Origin of the sequence: Pseudomonas sp. C9, from assembly GCF_002000165.1 — a bacterium.
Classification (GTDB): Bacteria; Pseudomonadota; Gammaproteobacteria; order Pseudomonadales; family Pseudomonadaceae; genus Aquipseudomonas.
The window spans coordinates 215,039-233,213 of record NZ_MPAK01000002.1; the positions used below are offsets into that span (position 1 = coordinate 215,039).

16 protein-coding genes are annotated in these 18,175 nt (G+C 59.8%); 3 read left to right on the forward strand and 13 right to left on the reverse strand.

The annotated features are described in order from the left end of the window. Nucleotides 1-10: 10 nt before the first annotated feature. From ubiB to ubiE, 3 genes are read right to left on the reverse strand one after another with little or no spacing between them, the layout of a single operon-like run. Nucleotides 11-1,615, reverse strand: a complete 1,605-nt coding sequence (ubiB, locus tag BMS17_RS27935) for a ubiquinone biosynthesis regulatory protein kinase UbiB (RefSeq protein WP_077432307.1) — start codon at nucleotides 1,613-1,615, stop codon at nucleotides 11-13. Next, nucleotides 1,612-2,235 (reverse strand): SCP2 domain-containing protein, encoded by a 624-nt coding sequence (locus BMS17_RS27940; protein ID WP_077432308.1) that lies wholly within the window; start codon nucleotides 2,233-2,235, stop codon nucleotides 1,612-1,614. The genes ubiB and BMS17_RS27940 overlap by 4 nt, the downstream gene beginning before the upstream one ends. Next, on the reverse strand, nucleotides 2,235-3,005 hold the full coding sequence (ubiE, locus tag BMS17_RS27945; protein ID WP_007948968.1) for a bifunctional demethylmenaquinone methyltransferase/2-methoxy-6-polyprenyl-1,4-benzoquinol methylase UbiE: 771 nt from the start codon (nucleotides 3,003-3,005) through the stop codon (nucleotides 2,235-2,237). The genes BMS17_RS27940 and ubiE overlap by 1 nt, the downstream gene beginning before the upstream one ends. 155 nt (nucleotides 3,006-3,160) lie before the next feature. Between ubiE and BMS17_RS27950 the strand changes: the two genes are divergently transcribed. The 3 genes from BMS17_RS27950 to BMS17_RS27960 all read left to right on the forward strand — a co-directional run bounded on the left by BMS17_RS27950 (nucleotide 3,161) and on the right by BMS17_RS27960 (nucleotide 4,971). Next, nucleotides 3,161-3,436: a polyhydroxyalkanoic acid system family protein gene (locus BMS17_RS27950; protein WP_077432309.1), complete on the forward strand. Its 276-nt coding sequence runs from the start codon at nucleotides 3,161-3,163 to the stop codon at nucleotides 3,434-3,436. A 244-nt stretch (nucleotides 3,437-3,680) separates the two neighbouring features. Next, on the forward strand, nucleotides 3,681-4,103 hold the full coding sequence (locus BMS17_RS27955; protein WP_077432310.1) for a phasin family protein: 423 nt from the start codon (nucleotides 3,681-3,683) through the stop codon (nucleotides 4,101-4,103). Nucleotides 4,104-4,113: 10 nt separating this feature from the next. Next, nucleotides 4,114-4,971, forward strand: a complete 858-nt coding sequence (locus BMS17_RS27960; protein WP_077432311.1) for a phasin family protein — start codon at nucleotides 4,114-4,116, stop codon at nucleotides 4,969-4,971. A gap of 178 nt (nucleotides 4,972-5,149) precedes the next feature. On the opposite strand, the gene BMS17_RS27965 is transcribed toward BMS17_RS27960, so the two are convergent. The 10 genes from BMS17_RS27965 to BMS17_RS28010 form a co-directional block, all read right to left on the reverse strand. Further along, on the reverse strand, nucleotides 5,150-5,770 hold the full coding sequence (locus BMS17_RS27965) for a TetR/AcrR family transcriptional regulator (protein ID WP_046031186.1): 621 nt from the start codon (nucleotides 5,768-5,770) through the stop codon (nucleotides 5,150-5,152). A gap of 59 nt (nucleotides 5,771-5,829) precedes the next feature. Next, complete coding sequence (gene phaC / locus BMS17_RS27970; RefSeq protein WP_077432312.1) at nucleotides 5,830-7,512, reverse strand: class II poly(R)-hydroxyalkanoic acid synthase; 1,683 nt, start codon at nucleotides 7,510-7,512, stop codon at nucleotides 5,830-5,832. A gap of 125 nt (nucleotides 7,513-7,637) precedes the next feature. Next, nucleotides 7,638-8,492 (reverse strand): poly(3-hydroxyalkanoate) depolymerase, encoded by an 855-nt coding sequence (gene phaZ / locus BMS17_RS27975; RefSeq protein ID WP_046031184.1) that lies wholly within the window; start codon nucleotides 8,490-8,492, stop codon nucleotides 7,638-7,640. Between the two features lie 147 nt (nucleotides 8,493-8,639). Beyond that, on the reverse strand, nucleotides 8,640-10,319 hold the full coding sequence (gene phaC / locus BMS17_RS27980; RefSeq protein ID WP_077432313.1) for a class II poly(R)-hydroxyalkanoic acid synthase: 1,680 nt from the start codon (nucleotides 10,317-10,319) through the stop codon (nucleotides 8,640-8,642). 258 nt (nucleotides 10,320-10,577) lie between these two features. Next, the gene (locus BMS17_RS27985; RefSeq protein ID WP_046031182.1) at nucleotides 10,578-10,949 is read right to left on the reverse strand and encodes a gamma-butyrobetaine hydroxylase-like domain-containing protein; all 372 of its coding nucleotides are present in this window, start codon (nucleotides 10,947-10,949) and stop codon (nucleotides 10,578-10,580) included. 119 nt (nucleotides 10,950-11,068) lie between these two features. Further along, entirely contained in the window at nucleotides 11,069-12,406 is a 1,338-nt protein-coding gene (gene hslU / locus BMS17_RS27990) for an HslU--HslV peptidase ATPase subunit (protein WP_046031181.1), read from the reverse strand. A 55-nt stretch (nucleotides 12,407-12,461) separates the two neighbouring features. Then, nucleotides 12,462-12,992, reverse strand: coding sequence for an ATP-dependent protease subunit HslV (gene hslV, locus BMS17_RS27995; protein WP_046031180.1), 531 nt, complete (start codon nucleotides 12,990-12,992; stop codon nucleotides 12,462-12,464). A 248-nt stretch (nucleotides 12,993-13,240) separates the two neighbouring features. Next, nucleotides 13,241-13,951, reverse strand: a complete 711-nt coding sequence (locus tag BMS17_RS28000; protein ID WP_046031179.1) for an SPOR domain-containing protein — start codon at nucleotides 13,949-13,951, stop codon at nucleotides 13,241-13,243. A gap of 1 nt (nucleotide 13,952) precedes the next feature. Next, a complete protein-coding gene (argS, locus tag BMS17_RS28005) occupies nucleotides 13,953-15,689 on the reverse strand; it encodes an arginine--tRNA ligase (protein WP_077432314.1) in 1,737 nt (578 codons plus the stop codon). Nucleotides 15,690-15,912: 223 nt separating this feature from the next. Continuing rightward, nucleotides 15,913-18,132 carry a primosomal protein N' gene (locus BMS17_RS28010; RefSeq protein WP_077432315.1) on the reverse strand — a complete coding sequence of 740 codons (2,220 nt, stop codon included), beginning with the start codon at nucleotides 18,130-18,132 and terminating at the stop codon, nucleotides 15,913-15,915. Nucleotides 18,133-18,175: the final 43 nt, after the last annotated feature.

Genomic DNA, 18,175 nt, shown 5'->3' on the forward strand with positions numbered 1-18,175 from the left:
ACACAACTGGCTATCGGCGAACGACCAGATACAAACCGACGGCCATCATGATTCCCGCCGGCCAGTAGGCCAACTGGTTCAGTGGCCCGCCAGCGGCGAGTATCGCGCCACCGGCCAGATGGGCCGTACCGAGCAACCGCAGGAACCAGTCGTCGCGGCGTCGATGCCACGGTGGCGGCGTGTCGTACGCGTGGGGTTGAGACATGCGCTCCAGCAGGTCGCGGGCCATATTGGCCAGGTGCGGCAGCTGTTCAAACTGGCTCTGCACGTTGCCGAGCAAGGCTTTGGGGCTGACGCGCTCGCGCATCCAGCGCTCGAGGAACGGCTGCGCGGTGTTCCACAGATCGAGGTCCGGGTACAACTGGCGGCCCAGGCCTTCGATGTTCAACAGGGTCTTTTGCAGCAGAACCAGTTGCGGCTGCACTTCCATGTTGAAGCGTCGGGCGGTCTGGAACAGGCGCATCAACACCTGACCGAAGGAAATATCCTTTAACGGTTTTTCGAAAATCGGCTCGCACACCGTACGGATCGCCGCTTCGAATTCGTTGAGTTTGGTTTCCGCCGGCACCCAGCCCGAATCGATGTGCAACTGCGCCACGCGCCGGTAATCACGCTTGAAGAAGGCGAACAGGTTGCGCGCCAGGTAATCCTGGTCTTCCGGGGTCAGGCTGCCGACGATGCCGCAGTCGATCGCAATGTATTGCGGGCTCCACGGGTTCACGGTGCTGACGAAGATGTTGCCGGGGTGCATGTCGGCATGGAAGAAACTGTCGCGGAACACTTGCGTGAAGAAGATCTCCACACCGCGTTCGGCGAGCATTTTCATGTCGGTACGCTGGTCGGCCAGGGTCGTCAGGTCGGTGACCTGGATGCCGTAGATGCGCTCCATCACCAACACTTTCGGCCGGCACCAGTCCCAATAGACTTGCGGCACGTACAGCAGCGGCGAGCCTTCGAAGTTGCGCTTGAGCTGGCTCGCGTTGGCCGCTTCGCGCAGCAGGTCGAGTTCGTCGTAGATGGTTTTTTCGTAGTCGCTGACCACGTCCACCGGGTGCAGCAGACGCGCGTCGGCCGAGAGCTTTTCAGCGGCGCGGGCGAGAATGAACAGCCACGCCAGATCCTGGGCGATAACCGGTTTGAGGCCCGGGCGAATCACCTTGACCACCACTTCTTCGCCGGTTTTCAACTGCGCGGCATGCACCTGCGCCACCGACGCGGAAGCCAGCGGCTCGACGTCGAAGCGGCTGAACACTTCACTGATCTTTTTGCCGAGCTGTTCTTCGATCAGTTTGACCGACACTTGCGAGTCGAACGGCGGCACGCGGTCCTGCAGCTTCATCAGCTCATCGGCGATGTCTTCCGGCAACAGGTCACGGCGGGTGGACAGAATCTGCCCGAACTTGATGAAAATCGGCCCAAGGTCCTGCAACGCCAGGCGCAATCGCGCACCACGGCTCAGGTCCAGCGTCTTGCGCGGGAACCAGCGCCACGGCAAGGCGTAACGCAGCGCCAGCAGAAACCAGGGCAGCGGCAGGGCAAACAGCAGGTCATCGAGGCGGTAACGAATCACAACGCGCTGGATGCGCAACAAACGGCGGACGGCAAGCAGCTTCATGCGTTATCGCTTGGGTCGAGGGATCGGGAAAGGCGCTCGAAACGCGCCTCGAGACGTTCCAGATCGAGTTTGATCTGGTCCAGTTCACTGAAACGGGCTTCGGCCTCGCGCTGACCGACGAGGGTGCGCGATTCTTCGGCCAGGTATTCGCCGAGGTTCTGCCCCAGGCTGACGAACCCTTGCTGATACCAGCGAGCGCGACTTCGCAGGTGACCGCCAACCAGTTGCGTGGCCACCGGTCCCAGCCAGCGCGAGAGTTCGTACTCCCAGTCCAGTTCGAGGTCCTGAAGGATCGCCGCCAGTTCCAGCAGCACGCCGCTGTCACCGTCGAGTTCGACTTCAGGGCCATGCAGGACCGAGGTCTTGTCCTTGCTCATCGCCAGTTTCAACAGGCTAGAGGCCGGTGCACGCAGGGTGCAGTCGGCGCCGGTTTCCCAGTGGGAAGCGAGCATCAGGCCTTCGTCGCTGGGCAGGATGAACAGCTGCAATGCCGGGCTGCGGCAGTCGACGGCAATCACCCGACCGCTCAAATGCGCCAGTCGCGGCAGCGCGGTGCTGTCGAGACGCAGCACCCGGTTCAGGCCGAGTTCAACGCTGGCGAGCAGGCCGGCCAGCAACATCAGGGTTTGATGCCGCGGTGCAGGGCGACGATGCCTGCGGTCATGTTGTGGTAGGTCACGCGGTCGAAACCGGCCTCGACCATCATCGACTTCAGGGTTTCCTGATTCGGGTGCATGCGGATCGATTCGGCCAGGTAGCGATAGCTTTCCGAGTCGTTGGTGATCAGCTTGCCCATCAGCGGCATGAAGGCGAACGAGTAGGCGTCGTAGGCTTTGGACATCAGCGCATTGGTCGGCTTGGAGAACTCCAGTACCAGCAAACGGCCGCCCGGTTTCAGCACGCGCAGCATCGAACGCAGGGCGTCTTCTTTATGGGTAACGTTGCGCAGGCCGAAAGCGATGGTCACGCAGTCGAAATGGTTGTCCGGGAACGGCAGCTTTTCAGCGTCGGCCTGAACGAATTCGACGTTGCCGGCGACACCGAGGTCCAGCAGGCGGTCACGACCGACCTTGAGCATGGATTCGTTGATGTCGGCCAATACCACCTGGCCGGTCGGGCCGACGAGGTGCGAGAATTTCTTGGTCAGGTCGCCCGTGCCGCCGGCGATGTCGAGTACGCGATTACCAGTGCGCACGCCCGAAAGCTCGATTGCGAAACGCTTCCACAAACGGTGCATGCCGCCCGACAGGAGGTCGTTCATCAAGTCGTACTTGGCGGCTACCGAATGGAAAACCTCAGCGACTTTTTCCGCTTTTTGGCTTTCCGGAACGTTTTTGAAACCGAAGTGCGTGGTGGGTTCGGCATCGCTGCCTTTGCGCTGATCAGTCATATCGCTGTCACCAGAAGAGAATGCGGGACATTCTAATCCCCAAGGCATGCTTTGTCTTGGCAAGGCTGAAGGTAAGATGGGCAACCACCGGGACGTTTTGACGCAGTAATGGTCAAGATGCTTCAGGAAAGTATCCATAACGCAGGAGTCATTCGATGGCCCGTATTAGTGTTGAGCGTGCCCACGGCCTGGGCAAGGAAGCGGCCCGCGAGAAGGCTGACAAGCTGGCGCAGAAACTGTCCGAGCAATATGGCCTGGAGCCGCAGTGGTCCGGCGACACGCTGAATCTCAAGCGCTCGGGAGTGAAAGGCGCGGTGCATGTCAGCGACGATTCGATCCGCGTCGATGTGGAATTGGGCCTGATGATGTCGGCCATGAGCGGCATGATCAAATCGGAAATCGAGAAGGCGCTGGATAAAGCCCTCGTCTGATCTCCGGTTGGAATGAAAATCAAATGTGGGAGCGAGCCTGCTCGCGAAGACGGTGTGTCATTCAGCATTGATGTTGGTGACCTGACGCTTTCGCGAGCAGGCTCGCTCCCACATTTTTATTGCGGTGCCTCCGAAGGTTTATGTCAGTTGTTAGGGTGCCGTTTCTAATTTTTCTCCCTACTTTGTGCCTGAGCCCGACACTTGTCCGGGCAGTTCCTCAAACCTTCTGCGCGTGAGGTGCACCATGGCCAAAGTTATTTTGAAGAAAAAAATCGACGCTTCGACTACAGCTCTGGGCGACGTCAAATCCTATGCCCGCAAGATCTGGCTGGCAGGCCTGGGTGCCTACGCCAAGGTCGGGCAAGAGGGTAGCGAATACTTTCAAGAGTTGATCAAGGCTGGTCAAACTGTTGAAAAGAAAGGCAAAAAAGTAGTGGCTGAAAAGCTTGAAGCCGCTAACGCCGAGATCGTTGAAGCCAAGAGTGAAGTGAGTACTTTCAAAGGCAAGGTCGAAGTTCAACTCGACAAGGTCGAGAAGGCTTTTGACTCGCGTGTCGCAAGTGCCTTGAATCGTATCGGCATTCCGTCTAAACATGACGTTGAGACACTCTCTGCTAAGCTCGATGAGCTGACGGCATTGCTCGAAAACGTCGCGCGTAAATCTTAAGGAGAACGGGATGGCTGTTAAAAAGAACACCGAAAAAGAAGGCAGCTCGTGGATCGGGAAAGTCGAAGACTACTCCCGCAAAATCTGGCTGGCTGGTTTAGGCGTGTACTCGAAGATCGACACTGACGGCAGCAAGCTCTTCGATACATTGGTCAAAGACGGCGAGAAAGCCGAGAAGCTCACCAAGAGCGCTGTTGGCAAGAAAGTCGACGCCGCCAAGGATTCTGCTTCGTCGGCCAAGTCGCGCATCAGCGGCGTGAAAGATCGTGCGCTGGGCAAGTGGGATGAACTGGAAGGGGCTTTCGACAAGCGTCTGAACAGCGCCATTTCGCGCCTCGGTGTCCCGAGCCGCAACGAAGTCAAAGCACTGCACAGCAAGGTCGACACCCTGACCAAGCAAATCGAAAAACTCACCGGTGCCAAGGTTGCGCCTGTTGCGGCGAAAACCGCGGCGGCCAAACCGGCTGCTAAATCGGCTGCCAAGCCACTGGCCAAAGCTGCCGCTAAACCGGCTGCCAAACCAGCCGCGAAAGCAGCGGCCAAGCCAGCTGCCAAGACTGCCGCCGCCAAACCTGCAGCAGCCAAGCCAGCGGCCAAGCCGGTCGCCGCCAAAGCGGCCGCTAAGCCAGCGGCTAAACCGGCTGTCAAAACCGCAGCCGCCAAACCGGCAGCAAAACCTGCTGCAGCGAAGAAGCCGGCAGTGAAAAAACCGGCCGCACCGAAAGCCGTTGCAAAACCAACCGTTGCGGCTGCCAAACCGGCAACCCCGACAGCACCGGTCAGCGCATCGAACTCCGCGACTGCGCCAACCCCAGCTGTTACCCCGACTGTCGCGCCAGCTCCATCGACGCCAACCAGTCAGTCCTGATAACCCGGGGCTCAAAAAAACGCCCGACCTGCCAAGGTCGGGCGTTTTTGTTTGTGCACGGTTCAATGAACGACGCAGCCCTTGGTAGGAGCCGAGCTTGCTCGCGATGGCGGTGTGTCAGCCCAATTTAATATCGACTGACACGACGCCATCGCGAGCACGCTCGGCTCCTACAAGGTTAGTCGTGGACTTCGAGATATTGCAGGGCCATCTGCTCCGTCGCGACCTTGATCGGCGGCAGCAAGTGCGGCGCCACCAGCATCATGATCTGGTACACCACCAGCCGCACTTCACCTTCACCCTCCAGAATCCGTTGGTAATCCAGCGAGAACAGCAGCGTCATGGTGATCTGTTCCACCAACTGCCCTAACGCCTGGGTGTCACTGACCAACTGCCCTTGAGCCTTCAACCGCGCCAGTAATGAAGCCAGTGTGCGCTTCAGCGCATTGAGCAAATTGCGTATGCCCTTGGCCAGTTTCGGCAGGCGCCCGGCGAGGTTCGACAGGTCCTGGAACAGAAACCGGTAGTGCGCCAGCCGTTCGACGATCAAGTGCAGGAACAGCCAGTAATCGTCTGGTCCCAGTTCCACATCGGCGGGTGGGTCGAGCAGCGGCGCCAGCTCGGTCTGGAAACGCTCGAACAACCCGAGAATCAGCGGTTCCTTGCCGTGAAAGTGGTAGTAGAGATTGCCGGGGCTGATGCCCATCTCGTTGGCAACTTCCATGGTGGAGACGTTCGGTTCGCCTTTGTGATTGAACAACTGCAAGGCACATTCGAGAATCCGGTCGCGGGTTTTCATCCAGTCTTCTTAATGGTCGAGTCAGGCCACGGCCGGCGTCGGCCGTGGTGGGTTGAACGTCAGCGCACACGCACGTAGGTACCGGGTGCTGCCTCCTGCGGGGGGTAGTTCTGATTGCCGAGGGGCATGTGAGTTTCTTTTTGTGCCCCGGAACGATGCTGAATCCACTCCAGCCACTGCGACCACCAACTGCCGTCGACTTGCTTGGCGTCGTAGTACCAGGCCCGCGGATCGCTGCTCAGTTTTGCGCTCTCGACGTAGTTGGCTTTCGGATTGCTTGGCGGGTTGAGAATGCTTTGTACGTGACCGCTGTTGGACAAGACGAAGCGTCGTTCGCCACCCAGCAGCAGGGTCGAGCGATACACCGCATCCCACGGCGTGATGTGGTCGTTGATGCCTGCGACGCTGAAGCTGTCGACGGTGACTTTCTGCAAGTCGATGGGGGTGCCGCACACTTCAAGGCCGCCCGGATGACTCAGCGGGTTGTGCTTGAAGAAGTCCAGCAGATCACCATGAAAGGCTGCCGGCAGCCGAGTGTTGTCGTTGTTCCAGTAGAGGATGTCGAACGCTGGCGGTTCTTTGCCGAGCAGGTAGTTATTGACGAAGTAGCTCCAGATCAAATCGTTGGGACGCATCCAGGCGAACACCTTCGCCATGTCGCGACCTTCCAGCACGCCTTTTTGATACGACTTGCGCTTGGCCGCCTCAAGGGTCTGTTCGTCGGCAAAAAGCGTTGCCGGGGAGTCCATTTGACTGTCGAGCAAGCTCACCAGATAGGTCGCGCTGGACACTCGCCGCAGCTGTCGCTTGGCCTGCAAGTGGCCTTGCAGCGCGGCGATGGTCAGCCCGCCGGCGCAGGCACCCATCAGGTTCACCTCGCGGGCGCCGGTGATCGCCCGGCAGACATTCATCGCTTCTTCCACGGCTTCAACGTACGTCGACAGCCCCCATTCGCGATGACGCACATCCGGATTGCGCCAACTGATCATGAAGGTTTGCAAGCCATTCTTCAGGGCGTACTGGACGAAACTGTTATGCGGGCTGAGGTCGAAAATGTAGTACTTGTTGATCTGCGGCGGCACCACCAGCAGTGGTTTGGAATACTGTTTTTCACTCATCGGCTTGTACTGGATCAGTTCCAGCAGCTCGTTGCGAAACACCACGGCGCCAGTCGTGGTGGCCACGGTTTTACCCACTTCGAACGCTTGCTTGGTGACTTGCCGAGGCAGGCCGTCATTGTGCAAGAGGTCGTCGACCAGATGGCTGATACCGCGCACCAGGCTGTTGCCGCCGGAATTGAAGATCTCCTTGATCGCCAATGGATTGAGCAACGTGTTGGTTGGCGACACCGCGTCATTGAGCAAGGCAAACGCAAAGTGCGCGCGGGCACGATCGTCGGCCGACATCGCGCTGTCGTCGATCCAGCTTTTCACCTGTTTCTGCCAGCTCAGGTAGGCCTGCAGGCTGCGTCGGTAAAAAGGGTTGAGGCTCCACGCAGGGTCGTTGAAACGACTGTCCTGCGGGTTGGTCGGGTGCAAGGTTTCACCCAGCAATACGCGACCTAGCTGGCCGCCCAGCTTCAAGGCGTGGCGGGCGCTGTGCACCGGGTTGCGCAAGCCATGGGCCGCGACACTGCGCAGGGTCGAAATCAGATCCCGGCCGCGCAGGCCGGTAATCGCACTCTGTGCGTTGATGAACGCGGCGGGAGTGGGCAAAGCGTCTCTCGCTGGTTTTTCGCGCATGTCTCAACACTCCTTCGTCTTCAAGCCAAAAACAAACAAACAGAACCAGATCACCATAGTCGCTGTTGTGGGTTGTTGCGCGGCGTGGCGTCCTGCCTGCCTGTTTGGGTAAACAAATTCCCGAATTAACCGCTCAATGGCGACGGATGTGGGTGCATGACGGCGCGCTGACGTTCCTCTTCGAGGAATTTCATGATGATCGGTGCCACCGCCTCGGCGCGCGTAATCAGGAACAAATGCCCGTCATCGATGATGTGCAACTGGGCGTTGGGAATACGCCAGGCGAGCATGCGCATGTTGATCAACGGGATCAGTGGGTCGTCGTCGCCGGCCAGTACCAGGGTCGGCTGATTGATCTTGTGCAGCCAGTGAATGCTGGTCCAGCCAAGACCGGCAAACAGCTGCCAGTAATACCCGAGCTTGCCTGCCGAACGGACTTTCGCCGCGTGGCTGGCCGCCAGGGTGGGATCGCGACGGAACGAGCCGCCATAGATCATCGGAGCAATGCGGATGACATGAGACGGCTGGATGTAGCGCCGTGGGCTGGCCATCATCCACAGTACTTTCGGTTTGCCCGGCACCATCACCGCGCCGGCCGCCGTGGCCGCCAACACGAGTTTCTTGCAGCGCTCGGGGTAGTCATACGCGAACTGTTGGGCGAGGGCGCCACCCCAGGACACACCGATGACGTTGACTTGTCCGTAGTCAAGATAGTCGAGCATCCGTGCCGTGAGTTTCGCCAGGCCCGGGAAACGATAAGGCCGGTTCGGCGTGGATGAACCGCCGACACCGGGTACGTCGAAAGCAATGACTTCCAGGTCTGGGTCCAGTGCCGCGACGAACGGAAACACCAGCTCCAGGTTGGCGCCGATGCCGTTGAAAATCAGCAAGGGCGTCAAGTGAGGCTTGCCGGGGCGTACTGCTGTGCGGAGGGTCTGGCCATCCAGGTCGACAGTACGAAAGATGAACGGTTGCGGCATGCTTCAAGCCCTGTGGGTTAATTCATCCCCGATCCTCTGTAGGCGTTGAGCTTGCTCACGATAGCGGTGGGGCAGGCTCAGCAATATTGACTGTGCTGCCGCCTTCGCGAGCAAGCTCGGCTCCTACAGGGGCGCGAGGTGTGTCAGTTACCGCTCATGCACATAAGTGCCCGGTGCCGCTTCCGCCGCGACATAGGTTTTGTTGCCCAGAACCGTCGGGGATTTTTTCAGCTTGCCCGAACGTTCGGCTTGCCATGCCTGCCAGTGCAGCCACCAGGAATCGGTGTGTTTGGTGGAGTTTTCTTGCCAGTCTTCGGCCTTGACCGGCATTTCGGTGCTGGTCATGTAGCGCGATTTCGGGTTGCCCGGCGGGTTCAGAATGCTCTGGATATGCCCGCTGCTCGACAGCACGAACTCGACCTTGCCACCGAACAGTTGCGCTGACTTGTAGCAGGACTTCCACGGGGTGATGTGGTCGCTGGTGCCAGCCAGGCAATAGATGTCGGCGGTGACTTGCTTGAGGTCAATCGGCGTACCGCACACTTCCAGTGCATTGGAGCGGATCAGTGGATTACTTTTGAACATCTCGATCAGGTCGCCGTGGAACGCGGCTGGCAATCGTGTGGTGTCGTTGTTCCAGAACAGGATGTCGAACACCGGCGGCTCGTTGCCCAGCAGGTAGTTGTTGACCCAGTAGTTCCAGATCAAATCGTTGGGGCGCATCCAGGCGAAGACTTTCGCCATGTCGCGGCCTTCCAGAACCCCGGCCTGATAGGACTGGCGCTTGGCGGATTCCAGGGTTTGCTCGTCGACGAACAGGGCGACGTCGCTGTCCAGGGTGGTGTCCAGCACGCTGACCAGCAGCGTCAGGGCGTTGACCTTTTTCTCGCCGATTGCCGCGTAATGGCCCAGCAGCGCGGTGCAGGTAATGCCACCGGAGCAGGCGCCGAGCATGTTGATGTCTTTGCTGCCGGTGATGGCGCTGACCACATCAACTGCTTCTTTGAGCGCTTCGATGTAGGTCGACAGACCCCACTCGCGCTGTTCCTTGGTCGGGTTGCGCCAGCTGACGATAAAGGTCTGCACATTGCTGCGCAGGCAGTAGCGCGCCAGGCTCTTCTCCGGGCTCAAGTCGAACACGTAGAACTTGTTGATCTGGGGTGGCACCACCAGCAACGGGCGTTCGTACACTTGCTCGGTGGTGGGCTTGTACTGGATCAGTTCCAGCACGTCATTGCGGAACACCACTGCGCCTTCGGTCACTCCCAGGGTCTTGCCGACTTCGAATGCGCCCATGTTGACCTGGCTCGGCATGCCGCCGTTGTTCACCATGTCCTTGGCCAGGTGCGAGAGGCCGTCGAGCAGGCTCTTGCCACCGGTTTCGAAGAAGCGTTTGACCGCCGCCGGGTTGGCCGCCGTATTGGTCGGGGCCATGGCTTCGGTCATGAGGTTGATCACGAAATGCCCGCGAGCGACATCTTTGGGTGGCAGATTACTGTCGTCGATCCAGTCGTGGAGCTCCTTGCGCCACGCCAGGTAAGTTTGCAAATAACGTTTGTAGAGCGGGTTTTGGCTCCAGGCCGGATCGGCAAAACGACGGTCATCGGTGGACGGTTGAAGTTCGGATTTGCCGAACAACACGTTCTTCAGTTCAAGGCCGAAATGGGCGACATGCCTGGCACTGTGAATCGGTTGTTTGATGGCCTGCCTGAGCACCATGCGAGCAGAAGCCAATAGATCTTTTCCACGCAGCCCAATGACAGGATTCAGCCCCAAGGTGTTTTCCGAGGCTTGAGTCTTCAAGTCATCGTTATTTTTGTTACTCATCTACGACGCTCCATTGTCCTGAGACGAGTACCTGATACCAGCGGTGTAGTCACACAGCCAATGCCAGGTACTACTGCTCGGGTGACCGTTAATTCTGCATCGCTGCTTTTTAGTTCAGAGAGCACTGCAGGGAACTTGCCAGATCCATTGGTTACCCGAGTTTAATTTTTTTCGCAAGCGGGCCAATCATTGGCCCTGAGGCGGAGCATTCAAACAGATGAAATTAGAAAATGCCCTCTAAAGAGCAAGAGGCCTGACTTAGAGCATCAGCTTGACGACGGATTCATTCGGGTCGCGGGTTTTTCCGGCCGCTTTGAGCTCGGCAAGATAATCCGCCCAAAGTGCGTCATAACGTCGCGCCAATTCATAGAGGTATTCCCAGGTGAACAGGCCGCTGTCGTGGCCGTCATCGAAGGTCAATTTCAGTGCGTACTGACCGGCCGGTTCTACCTTGCTCAGGCCTACGTTGATCTTGCCAAATTGCAGGACAGGTTTGCCGTGGCCCTGGACCTCGGCGGAGGGAGAGTGCACGCGAAGGAATTCGGCGGGCAGGGTGTATTCCTCGCCCGACGCATATTTCAGCGACAGGGTTTTCGAGGCTTTGTGCAGTTTGATGTCGGTGGGGATCATGACCGGGTATCCGTCTGTAGGCGTGTGGTCAGCCCCCTGTAGGAGCACGGCTTGCCGGCGATGGCGATTTCAAGTGCGCCATCGCCAGCAAGCTGTGCTCCTACAGGAGGTCACATGGCTTACAGGATATAACGGGACAGGTCTTCGTTCTGCGCCAATTCACCCAGGTGGCTGTTGACGTAGTCGGCGTCGATCAGGATCACCTTGTCGTCATGGGCGCTGGCCAGATCACCGGCGCTGAACGACACCTCTTCAAGCAGTCGCTCAAGCAAGGTGTGCAGGCGACGGGCACCGATGTTCTCGGTCTTCTCGTTAACCTGCCAGGCGATCTCGGCAATGCGCTTGATGCCGCTCGGCTGGAACTCGATGCCCAGGCCTTCAGTCTTCAGCAGTGCACAATATTGCTCGGTGAGCGAGGCATGCGGCTCGCTGAGAATGCGCTCGAAGTCTTCAGGCGTCAGCGCCTTGAGCTCGACACGAATCGGCAGGCGGCCTTGCAGCTCTGGCACCAGGTCGCTCGGCTTGCTCAGGTGGAACGCACCGGAGGCAATGAACAGGATGTGGTCGGTCTTGACCATGCCCAGCTTGGTGTTGACGGTGCAGCCTTCGATCAGCGGCAGCAAATCGCGCTGTACGCCTTCGCGGGACACATCGACACCGCCGGAATTGCCGCGCTTGGCCACCTTGTCGATTTCGTCGATGAACACGATGCCGTGCTGCTCGACCGCTTCCAGTGCCTTGGCTTTCAGCTCTTCATCGTTGACCAGGCGGCTGGCTTCTTCGTCGCGCACCAGTTTCAGCGCTTCCTTGACCTTGAGCTTGCGGCTCTTGCGTTTGCCCTTGCCCATGTTGGCGAACAGGCTTTGCAGCTGGTTGGTCATTTCTTCCATGCCAGGTGGCGCGGAGATGTCGACGCCGGACACTTCGGCGACTTCGATTTCAATTTCCTTGTCGTCCAACTGACCTTCACGCAGACGCTTGCGGAACAGCTGGCGGGTGTTGGAATCGGCCGAGGGTGCTTCATCGTTGTTGAAACCCATGCGTGCCGGTGGCAGCAGGGCGTCGAGAATGCGCTCTTCGGCAGCGTCTTCGGCGCGGTGGCGCACCTTGGTCATTTCCTGTTCGCGCAGCAGTTTGATGGCTGCGTCAGCCAGGTCACGAATGATCGATTCCACATCGCGGCCGACATAGCCGACTTCGGTGAACTTGGTCGCTTCAACTTTGATGAAGGGCGCGTTGGCGAGTTTGGCCAGGCGACGAGCGATCTCGGTTTTGCCGACACCGGTCGGGCCGATCATCAGGATGTTCTTGGGGGTGACTTCAACGCGCAGCTCTTCAGGCAGCTGCATCCGGCGCCAGCGGTTGCGCAGCGCAATGGCGACGGCGCGCTTGGCATCGTCCTGGCCGATGATATGGCGATTGAGTTCGTGGACGATTTCACGGGGAGTCATGGACATAGTATTTAGCGGACCTCAAGCAAGAATGAGCCGTGGCGCGATGGCCAACACGGGCTTACTCGGCGCAGTCCTGCTCCTCAATGGTCTGGGTGTGATTGGTGAATACGCAGATATCGGCAGCAATGCCGAGGGCGGTTTCGACGATTTCCCGGGCCGACAGATCGGTCTTTTTCAGCAGTGCGCTGGCCGCGGCCTGGGCGTAACCGCCGCCGGAACCCATGGCGATCAAGCCTTCTTCGGGTTCTACGACATCGCCATTGCCGGTAATGATCAGGGAGGCGTCTTTGTTGGCAACGGCGAGCATGGCTTCGAGGCGGCTCAGGGAGCGGTCGGTGCGCCATTCTTTGGCGAGCTCGACGGCCGCGCGAACCAGGTGACCTTGATGTTTCTCAAGCTGGCCTTCGAAACGCTCGAAGAGGGTGAAGGCGTCAGCGGTGGCCCCGGCAAAACCGGCGATCACCTGGCCGTGGTACAGGCGGCGAACTTTCTTCGCGTTGCCTTTCATCACGGTATTGCCGAGAGAAACCTGGCCGTCGCCGCCCATGACGACTTTGCCGTGGCGGCGAACTGAAACGATGGTGGTCAAGGGAAGAGTCTCCACGCAGCGGGGCGAAAATGCCTTATGCCAACTCATATGGGGGTGGTGGAGGATTTTTCAACTGCGGGGCGGGAGAGGGGACGAGTGGTGTGAGTCAGATGGGATGTGTGGTGTTTATCAGAACGCTTTCGCGGGCAAGCCCGCTCCCACAGGGATAGCGCATATCCTGTGGGAGCGGCGGTGCGACGATTCGACTTGCCCGCGATGAACGATGACGCACAGATCCTGCCGGGAAATCAGCGGCTCTGGCGTTGTTGTAACAACAGGTTGCTGAACCCGGCACCCGACAGTTGTTTCTGTGCGGTGGTCAGTTGTTCGCGGTTGCTGAACGGCCCGACCAGAACGCGATACCAGGTCTCATCCTTCACCGTGCCGGACTCAACCGCCACGGCCTGGCCCAGCAGAATGATCTGCGCACGAACCTTGTCCGCATCAGCCTCTTTGCGGAACGAGCCCGCCTGCAGGAAGAACTTGGTCACCGGCGCGGCTTTGGTGACGGGCGGCGGTGGCGGTGGTGTTATCCCGGCCAGGGCAGCCTGCGCGCGCGCCGTGTCGATCTTCGCCGCTTCCGCCGGTGTCACCGGGGTGGTCGGAATGGCTGGCACCTGTGGCGTCGGCAGGGTTTTTTCCGGCACGGCATCCGGCGGTACGATCACTTCCGATTCCGGCAGCAAGGTATAGAAGTCGTATTTCGGCTTCACCGGTTGCGTCGGGCTCGGCGGGGTCTTGTTGGCCTCGGCGATCTTGGTGGCTTTCTGTTGCTGCTCCACCTTCTCGCGCTTGACCGTGTCGCTGCCCTTGCCCGGTTCCAGTTTCATCAGGAAAACGATGAACGCGCCGACCGTCAGGCCGATGGCCATCCACAACCAACCCGGGATCGGTTGCTTTGCTGGAGCTTGGTATCGGCTGGCGCCACGCTTGGGTGCAGGTTTTTTCTTGGCAGCCAACTTACATACGCTCCAGAGTTTCCAGACCCAAGAGTTCCAGGCCTTGCTTGAGTGTGCGACCGGTCAGTGCGGCGAGGCGCAGACGGCTTTGCATTTGCGCCGGGGTGTCGGCGCTCAGGATCGGGCAGTTCTCATAGAAACTGGAGAACAGGCCGGCCACATCGTACAGGTAGGTGCACAGGATGTGCGGCGTCCCTTTGTCGGAAACGTTGTTCAGTATTTCGCCGAACTGCGCCAGTTTGGCGGCCAGTTCATGTTCGTGCGCCGCTTCCAGCACGATCTGGCCTTCGACTTCGGTGAAGTCCTTGCCCAGCTTGCGGAACACGCCGGCAACGCGAGTGTAGGCGTACAGCAAGTAAGGCGCGGTGTTGCCTTCGAAGTTCAGCATCAGCTCGAAGTTGAAGCTGTAGTCGCTGGTGCGGTGCTTGGACAGGTCGGCGTATTTGACCGCTGCAATGCCCACCACTTTGGCGATATTGCGCAGTTCCTCTTCAGCCAGGTCAGGATTCTTTTCCTTCACCAGCGTATAGGCGCGCTCTTGCGCTTCGACCAGCAGATCGATCAGCTTCACGGTGCCGCCGTCGCGGGTCTTGAACGGCCGGCCGTCCGGGCCGTTCATGGTGCCGAAGCCCATGTGTTCCATTTCCATCGGGTGCGTCACGAAGCCGGCCTTGCGCGCCACGGCGAACACTTGCTGGAAGTGCAGGGCCTGGCGCTGGTCGACGAAGTACAGCGCGCGATCGGCTTTGAGCTTGCCGCTGCGATAACGCACGGCCGCCAGGTCGGTGGTGGCGTAGAGGTAGCCGCCGTCCGCTTTCACGATGATGACTGGCAGCGGATCGCCGTCGGCGTTCTTGAACTCGTCGAGGAACACACACTGGGCGCCGTTGCTTTCGACCAGCATGCCGGCGGCCTTGAGGTCGTTGACCACGTTGATCAGGTCGTCGTTGTAGGCACTTTCGCCCATCACGTCGGCCATGGTCAGTTTGACGTTCAGCAGTTCGTAGATTTTCTGGCAGTGCGACAGCGAGATGTCTTTGAACTTGGTCCACAGCGCCAGGCAGTCCGGGTCGCCGGCTTGCAGCTTGACCACCAGGCCACGGGCACGATCGGCAAACTCTTCGGATTCGTCGAAGCGCTGCTTCGCGGCACGGTAGAAGTTTTCCAGGTCCGACAGCTCGTCGCTGGTGATCGGGTTTTCCTGGAGGTACGCCATCAACATGCCGAACTGAGTGCCCCAGTCGCCCACGTGGTTCTGACGGATCACTTCGTCGCCGAGGAATTCCAGGACTCGCGCGACACCGTCACCGATGATGGTCGAGCGCAAATGGCCGACGTGCATTTCCTTGGCGAGGTTCGGTGCCGACAAGTCGATGACCGTGCGCTGTGCCGGGCCGGCCTTGCGCACGCCAATCTGACTGTCGGCCAGTGCGGCGTCCAGGCGCGAGGCCAGGGCCTGGGTGTTCTGGAAGAAGTTCAGGAAGCCCGGGCCGGCGATTTCGGTTTTGGTGATGTTTTCATCAGCCGGCAGCGCGGCGATGATTTTCTCGGCCAGGTCGCGCGGCTTCATGCCGGCCGGTTTGGCCAGCATCATGGCGATGTTGCTGGCGAAGTCGCCGTTCTTCTTGTCGCGGGAGTTTTCCACCTGGATCGCCGGCGACAGGCCTTCAGGCAACACACCTTCGTTGACGAGTTGGGTGATGGCTTGTTGGATCAGCTGGCGAATGGTGTCTTTCATGGTCTTCTCTTTCGACCGCAAGCGCGGCGGCGCTTCGATGCGCTGGTGGAAAAACTGGGCATTATCCGTTGCGAAGGCGGGCTTGCCAACCTTAGCAGGCAGGATGTGGATATGTGGTGACAAATGTCTTCGTTTGTAGGAGCAAGGCTTGCCTGCGATGGCGCCCTTGAGATCGCTATCGCGGGCAAGCCTTGCTCCTACACATTCAACGACGATCTTCAGGTCAATACAAATCGACGGGATCGACATCCAGCGACCAGCGCACCGCCCGTCCGCTCGGCATCTGCTCCAGCACCAGCAACCAACTGGCCAGCAACCGATGCAGCGGCGCCCGCGCCGTGGCCTGCAATAATAGCTGTGCACGATAACGTCCGGCGCGGCGTTCCATCGGCGCAGGCACCGGCCCCAGCAGTTCGATTCCGCCCAGATTCTGTTCGTCCACCAAACGTTCGGCCTCGCTGCATGCTTCATCCAGGAAACTTTCGGCCTGCCCCGGCTTGTGCGCTTCGGCCCGCAGCAGCGCCAGGTGTGCGAAGGGCGGCAGGCCCGCCGAGCGACGTTCGCTCAAGGCCTGTTCGGCGAATGCGAAATAGCCCTGCTCCGTCAACTGCACCAGCAGCGGGTGGTCTGCCAGGTGCGTCTGGATGATGACTTTGCCCGGCTCTTCCGCCCGCCCGGCCCGCCCGGCCACTTGAACAATCAACTGCGCCATGCGTTCGCTGGCGCGGAAATCACCGGAGTACAACCCGCCGTCGGCGTCGAGAATCGACACCAGCGTCACCCGTGGAAAGTGATGCCCTTTGGCAAGCATTTGCGTGCCGACCAAAATGCACGGCTGGCCCTTTTGGATGGTGGCAAACAGCTGATTCATCGCGTCCTTGCGTGACGTACTGTCGCGGTCGACCCTCAGCACCGGGTAGTCCGGGAACAGAATCGCCAGGCGTTCCTCGGCGCGCTCGGTGCCAGCACCCACGGGGCGCAAATCGACTTTGCTGCATTTCGGGCAGCGCCGGGGCACGCGTTCGACGTAGCCGCAATGGTGGCAGCGCAACTCACCGGAGCGCTGGTGCACGGTCATCCGCGCATCGCAACGCTGGCATTCAGACATCCAGCCGCAGTCGTGACACAACAAAGTCGGCGCAAAGCCACGACGGTTGAGGAACACCAATACTTGCTGGCCGGCTGCCAGCGTCTGACCGATGGCTTGCTGCATCGGCCCGGAAATACCGCTATCCAGCGGGCGACTTTTTACATCCAGGCGCAGGAAACGCGGCTGCTTGGCACCACCCGCCCGCTCGTTCAGGCGTAGGAGGCCGTAACGGCCGGTGTAGGCGTTGTGCAGGCTTTCCAGTGAAGGCGTGGCGGATCCAAGGACAATCGGGATGTTTTCCTGCCGGGCGCGGACCAACGCCAGGTCACGGGCGTGATAACGCAAGCCTTCCTGCTGTTTATAGGAGCCGTCGTGCTCTTCGTCGATGATGATCAGACCGGGGTTTTTCATTGGCGTGAACAGCGCCGAGCGCGTGCCGATAATAATGTCGGCGTCACCGTCCCGAGCGGCGAGCCAGGCTTCGAGCCGCTCGCGATCATTGACCGCCGAGTGAATCAGCGCGATGCGTGCATTGAAGCGCTGCTCGAAGCGCGCCAGGGTCTGCGGGCCGAGGTTGATCTCCGGGATCAGCACCAGCGCTTGTTTACCGGCTTCGAGGGTTTCGCGGATCAGCTGCAAATAGACTTCGGTCTTGCCGCTGCCCGTGACACCGGCGAGCAGAAAGGCGTGATAACTGTCGAAGCCGGCGCGAATGGCTTCATAGGCGGCGCGCTGTTCCGGGTTGAGCGGCAATTCCGGTTGCGCCAGCCAGTGTTCGTGGCGTGCGCCGGGGGCGTGCTTGCGAATCTCCACTTGCACCAGATCCTTGGCCAGCAGCAAGTCCAGACTGTCTTTGCTCAACATCAGTTTGCTCAACAACTGATGGGCGACGCCGTGGGGATGCTGGGCCAGTGTCGCCAAGGCTTCGCGTTGGCGCGGGGCGCGGGCGATGCGAGGGTCATCGAGGCTGGCGCCGGGCGCCGCGGACCAGAAGCGTTCCTGGCGCGCCTCGGCCAGTTCACCCTGACGCAACAATACCGGCAACGCCCAGCTCAAGGTGTCGCCGAGGCTGTGCTGGTAATACTGGGACGTCCATAAACACAGTTTGAACAGCGCCGCCGGTAGCGGTGGCGTGGCGTCCAGCAAGGCCAGGGCCGGTTTGAGTTTTTCCACCGGCACTTCGCTGGTGTCGGTAACCTCCACCAGTATCCCGATCATTTCTCGACGACCGAACGGTACCCGCAAGCGCATGCCCGGTTGCAGCTGGGCGCGCAGGACCCCGGCCGGGGCGCGGTAATCGAACAGGCGGCGCAGGGGCGAAGGCAGGGCGAGGCGCAAAATGGCGTCGGGCACGCGGGGGGATCTCGATCAACTAACAAAAAAGGGCTTGGTACAT

Excerpts from the sequence above, each read along its gene's own strand:
- BMS17_RS27940 (WP_077432308.1), bottom strand. The coding sequence starts at position 2,235 with ATGTTGCTGGCCGGCCTGCTCGCCAGCGTTGAACTCGGCCTGAACCGG.
- argS (WP_077432314.1), bottom strand. The coding sequence starts at position 15,689 with ATGAAAGACACCATTCGCCAGCTGATCCAACAAGCCATCACCCAACTC.
- phaZ (WP_046031184.1), bottom strand. The coding sequence starts at position 8,492 with ATGCCGCAACCGTTCATCTTTCGTACTGTCGACCTGGATGGCCAGACC.
- BMS17_RS27955 (WP_077432310.1), top strand. The coding sequence starts at position 3,681 with ATGGCCAAAGTTATTTTGAAGAAAAAAATCGACGCTTCGACTACAGCT.
- BMS17_RS27960 (WP_077432311.1), top strand. The coding sequence starts at position 4,114 with ATGGCTGTTAAAAAGAACACCGAAAAAGAAGGCAGCTCGTGGATCGGG.
- ubiB (WP_077432307.1), bottom strand. The coding sequence starts at position 1,615 with ATGAAGCTGCTTGCCGTCCGCCGTTTGTTGCGCATCCAGCGCGTTGTG.
- BMS17_RS27985 (WP_046031182.1), bottom strand. The coding sequence starts at position 10,949 with ATGATCCCCACCGACATCAAACTGCACAAAGCCTCGAAAACCCTGTCG.
- phaC (WP_077432313.1), bottom strand. The coding sequence starts at position 10,319 with ATGAGTAACAAAAATAACGATGACTTGAAGACTCAAGCCTCGGAAAAC.
- BMS17_RS27965 (WP_046031186.1), bottom strand. The coding sequence starts at position 5,770 with ATGAAAACCCGCGACCGGATTCTCGAATGTGCCTTGCAGTTGTTCAAT.
- hslU (WP_046031181.1), bottom strand. The coding sequence starts at position 12,406 with ATGTCCATGACTCCCCGTGAAATCGTCCACGAACTCAATCGCCATATC.
- ubiE (WP_007948968.1), bottom strand. The coding sequence starts at position 3,005 with ATGACTGATCAGCGCAAAGGCAGCGATGCCGAACCCACCACGCACTTC.
- phaC (WP_077432312.1), bottom strand. The coding sequence starts at position 7,512 with ATGCGCGAAAAACCAGCGAGAGACGCTTTGCCCACTCCCGCCGCGTTC.
- BMS17_RS27950 (WP_077432309.1), top strand. The coding sequence starts at position 3,161 with ATGGCCCGTATTAGTGTTGAGCGTGCCCACGGCCTGGGCAAGGAAGCG.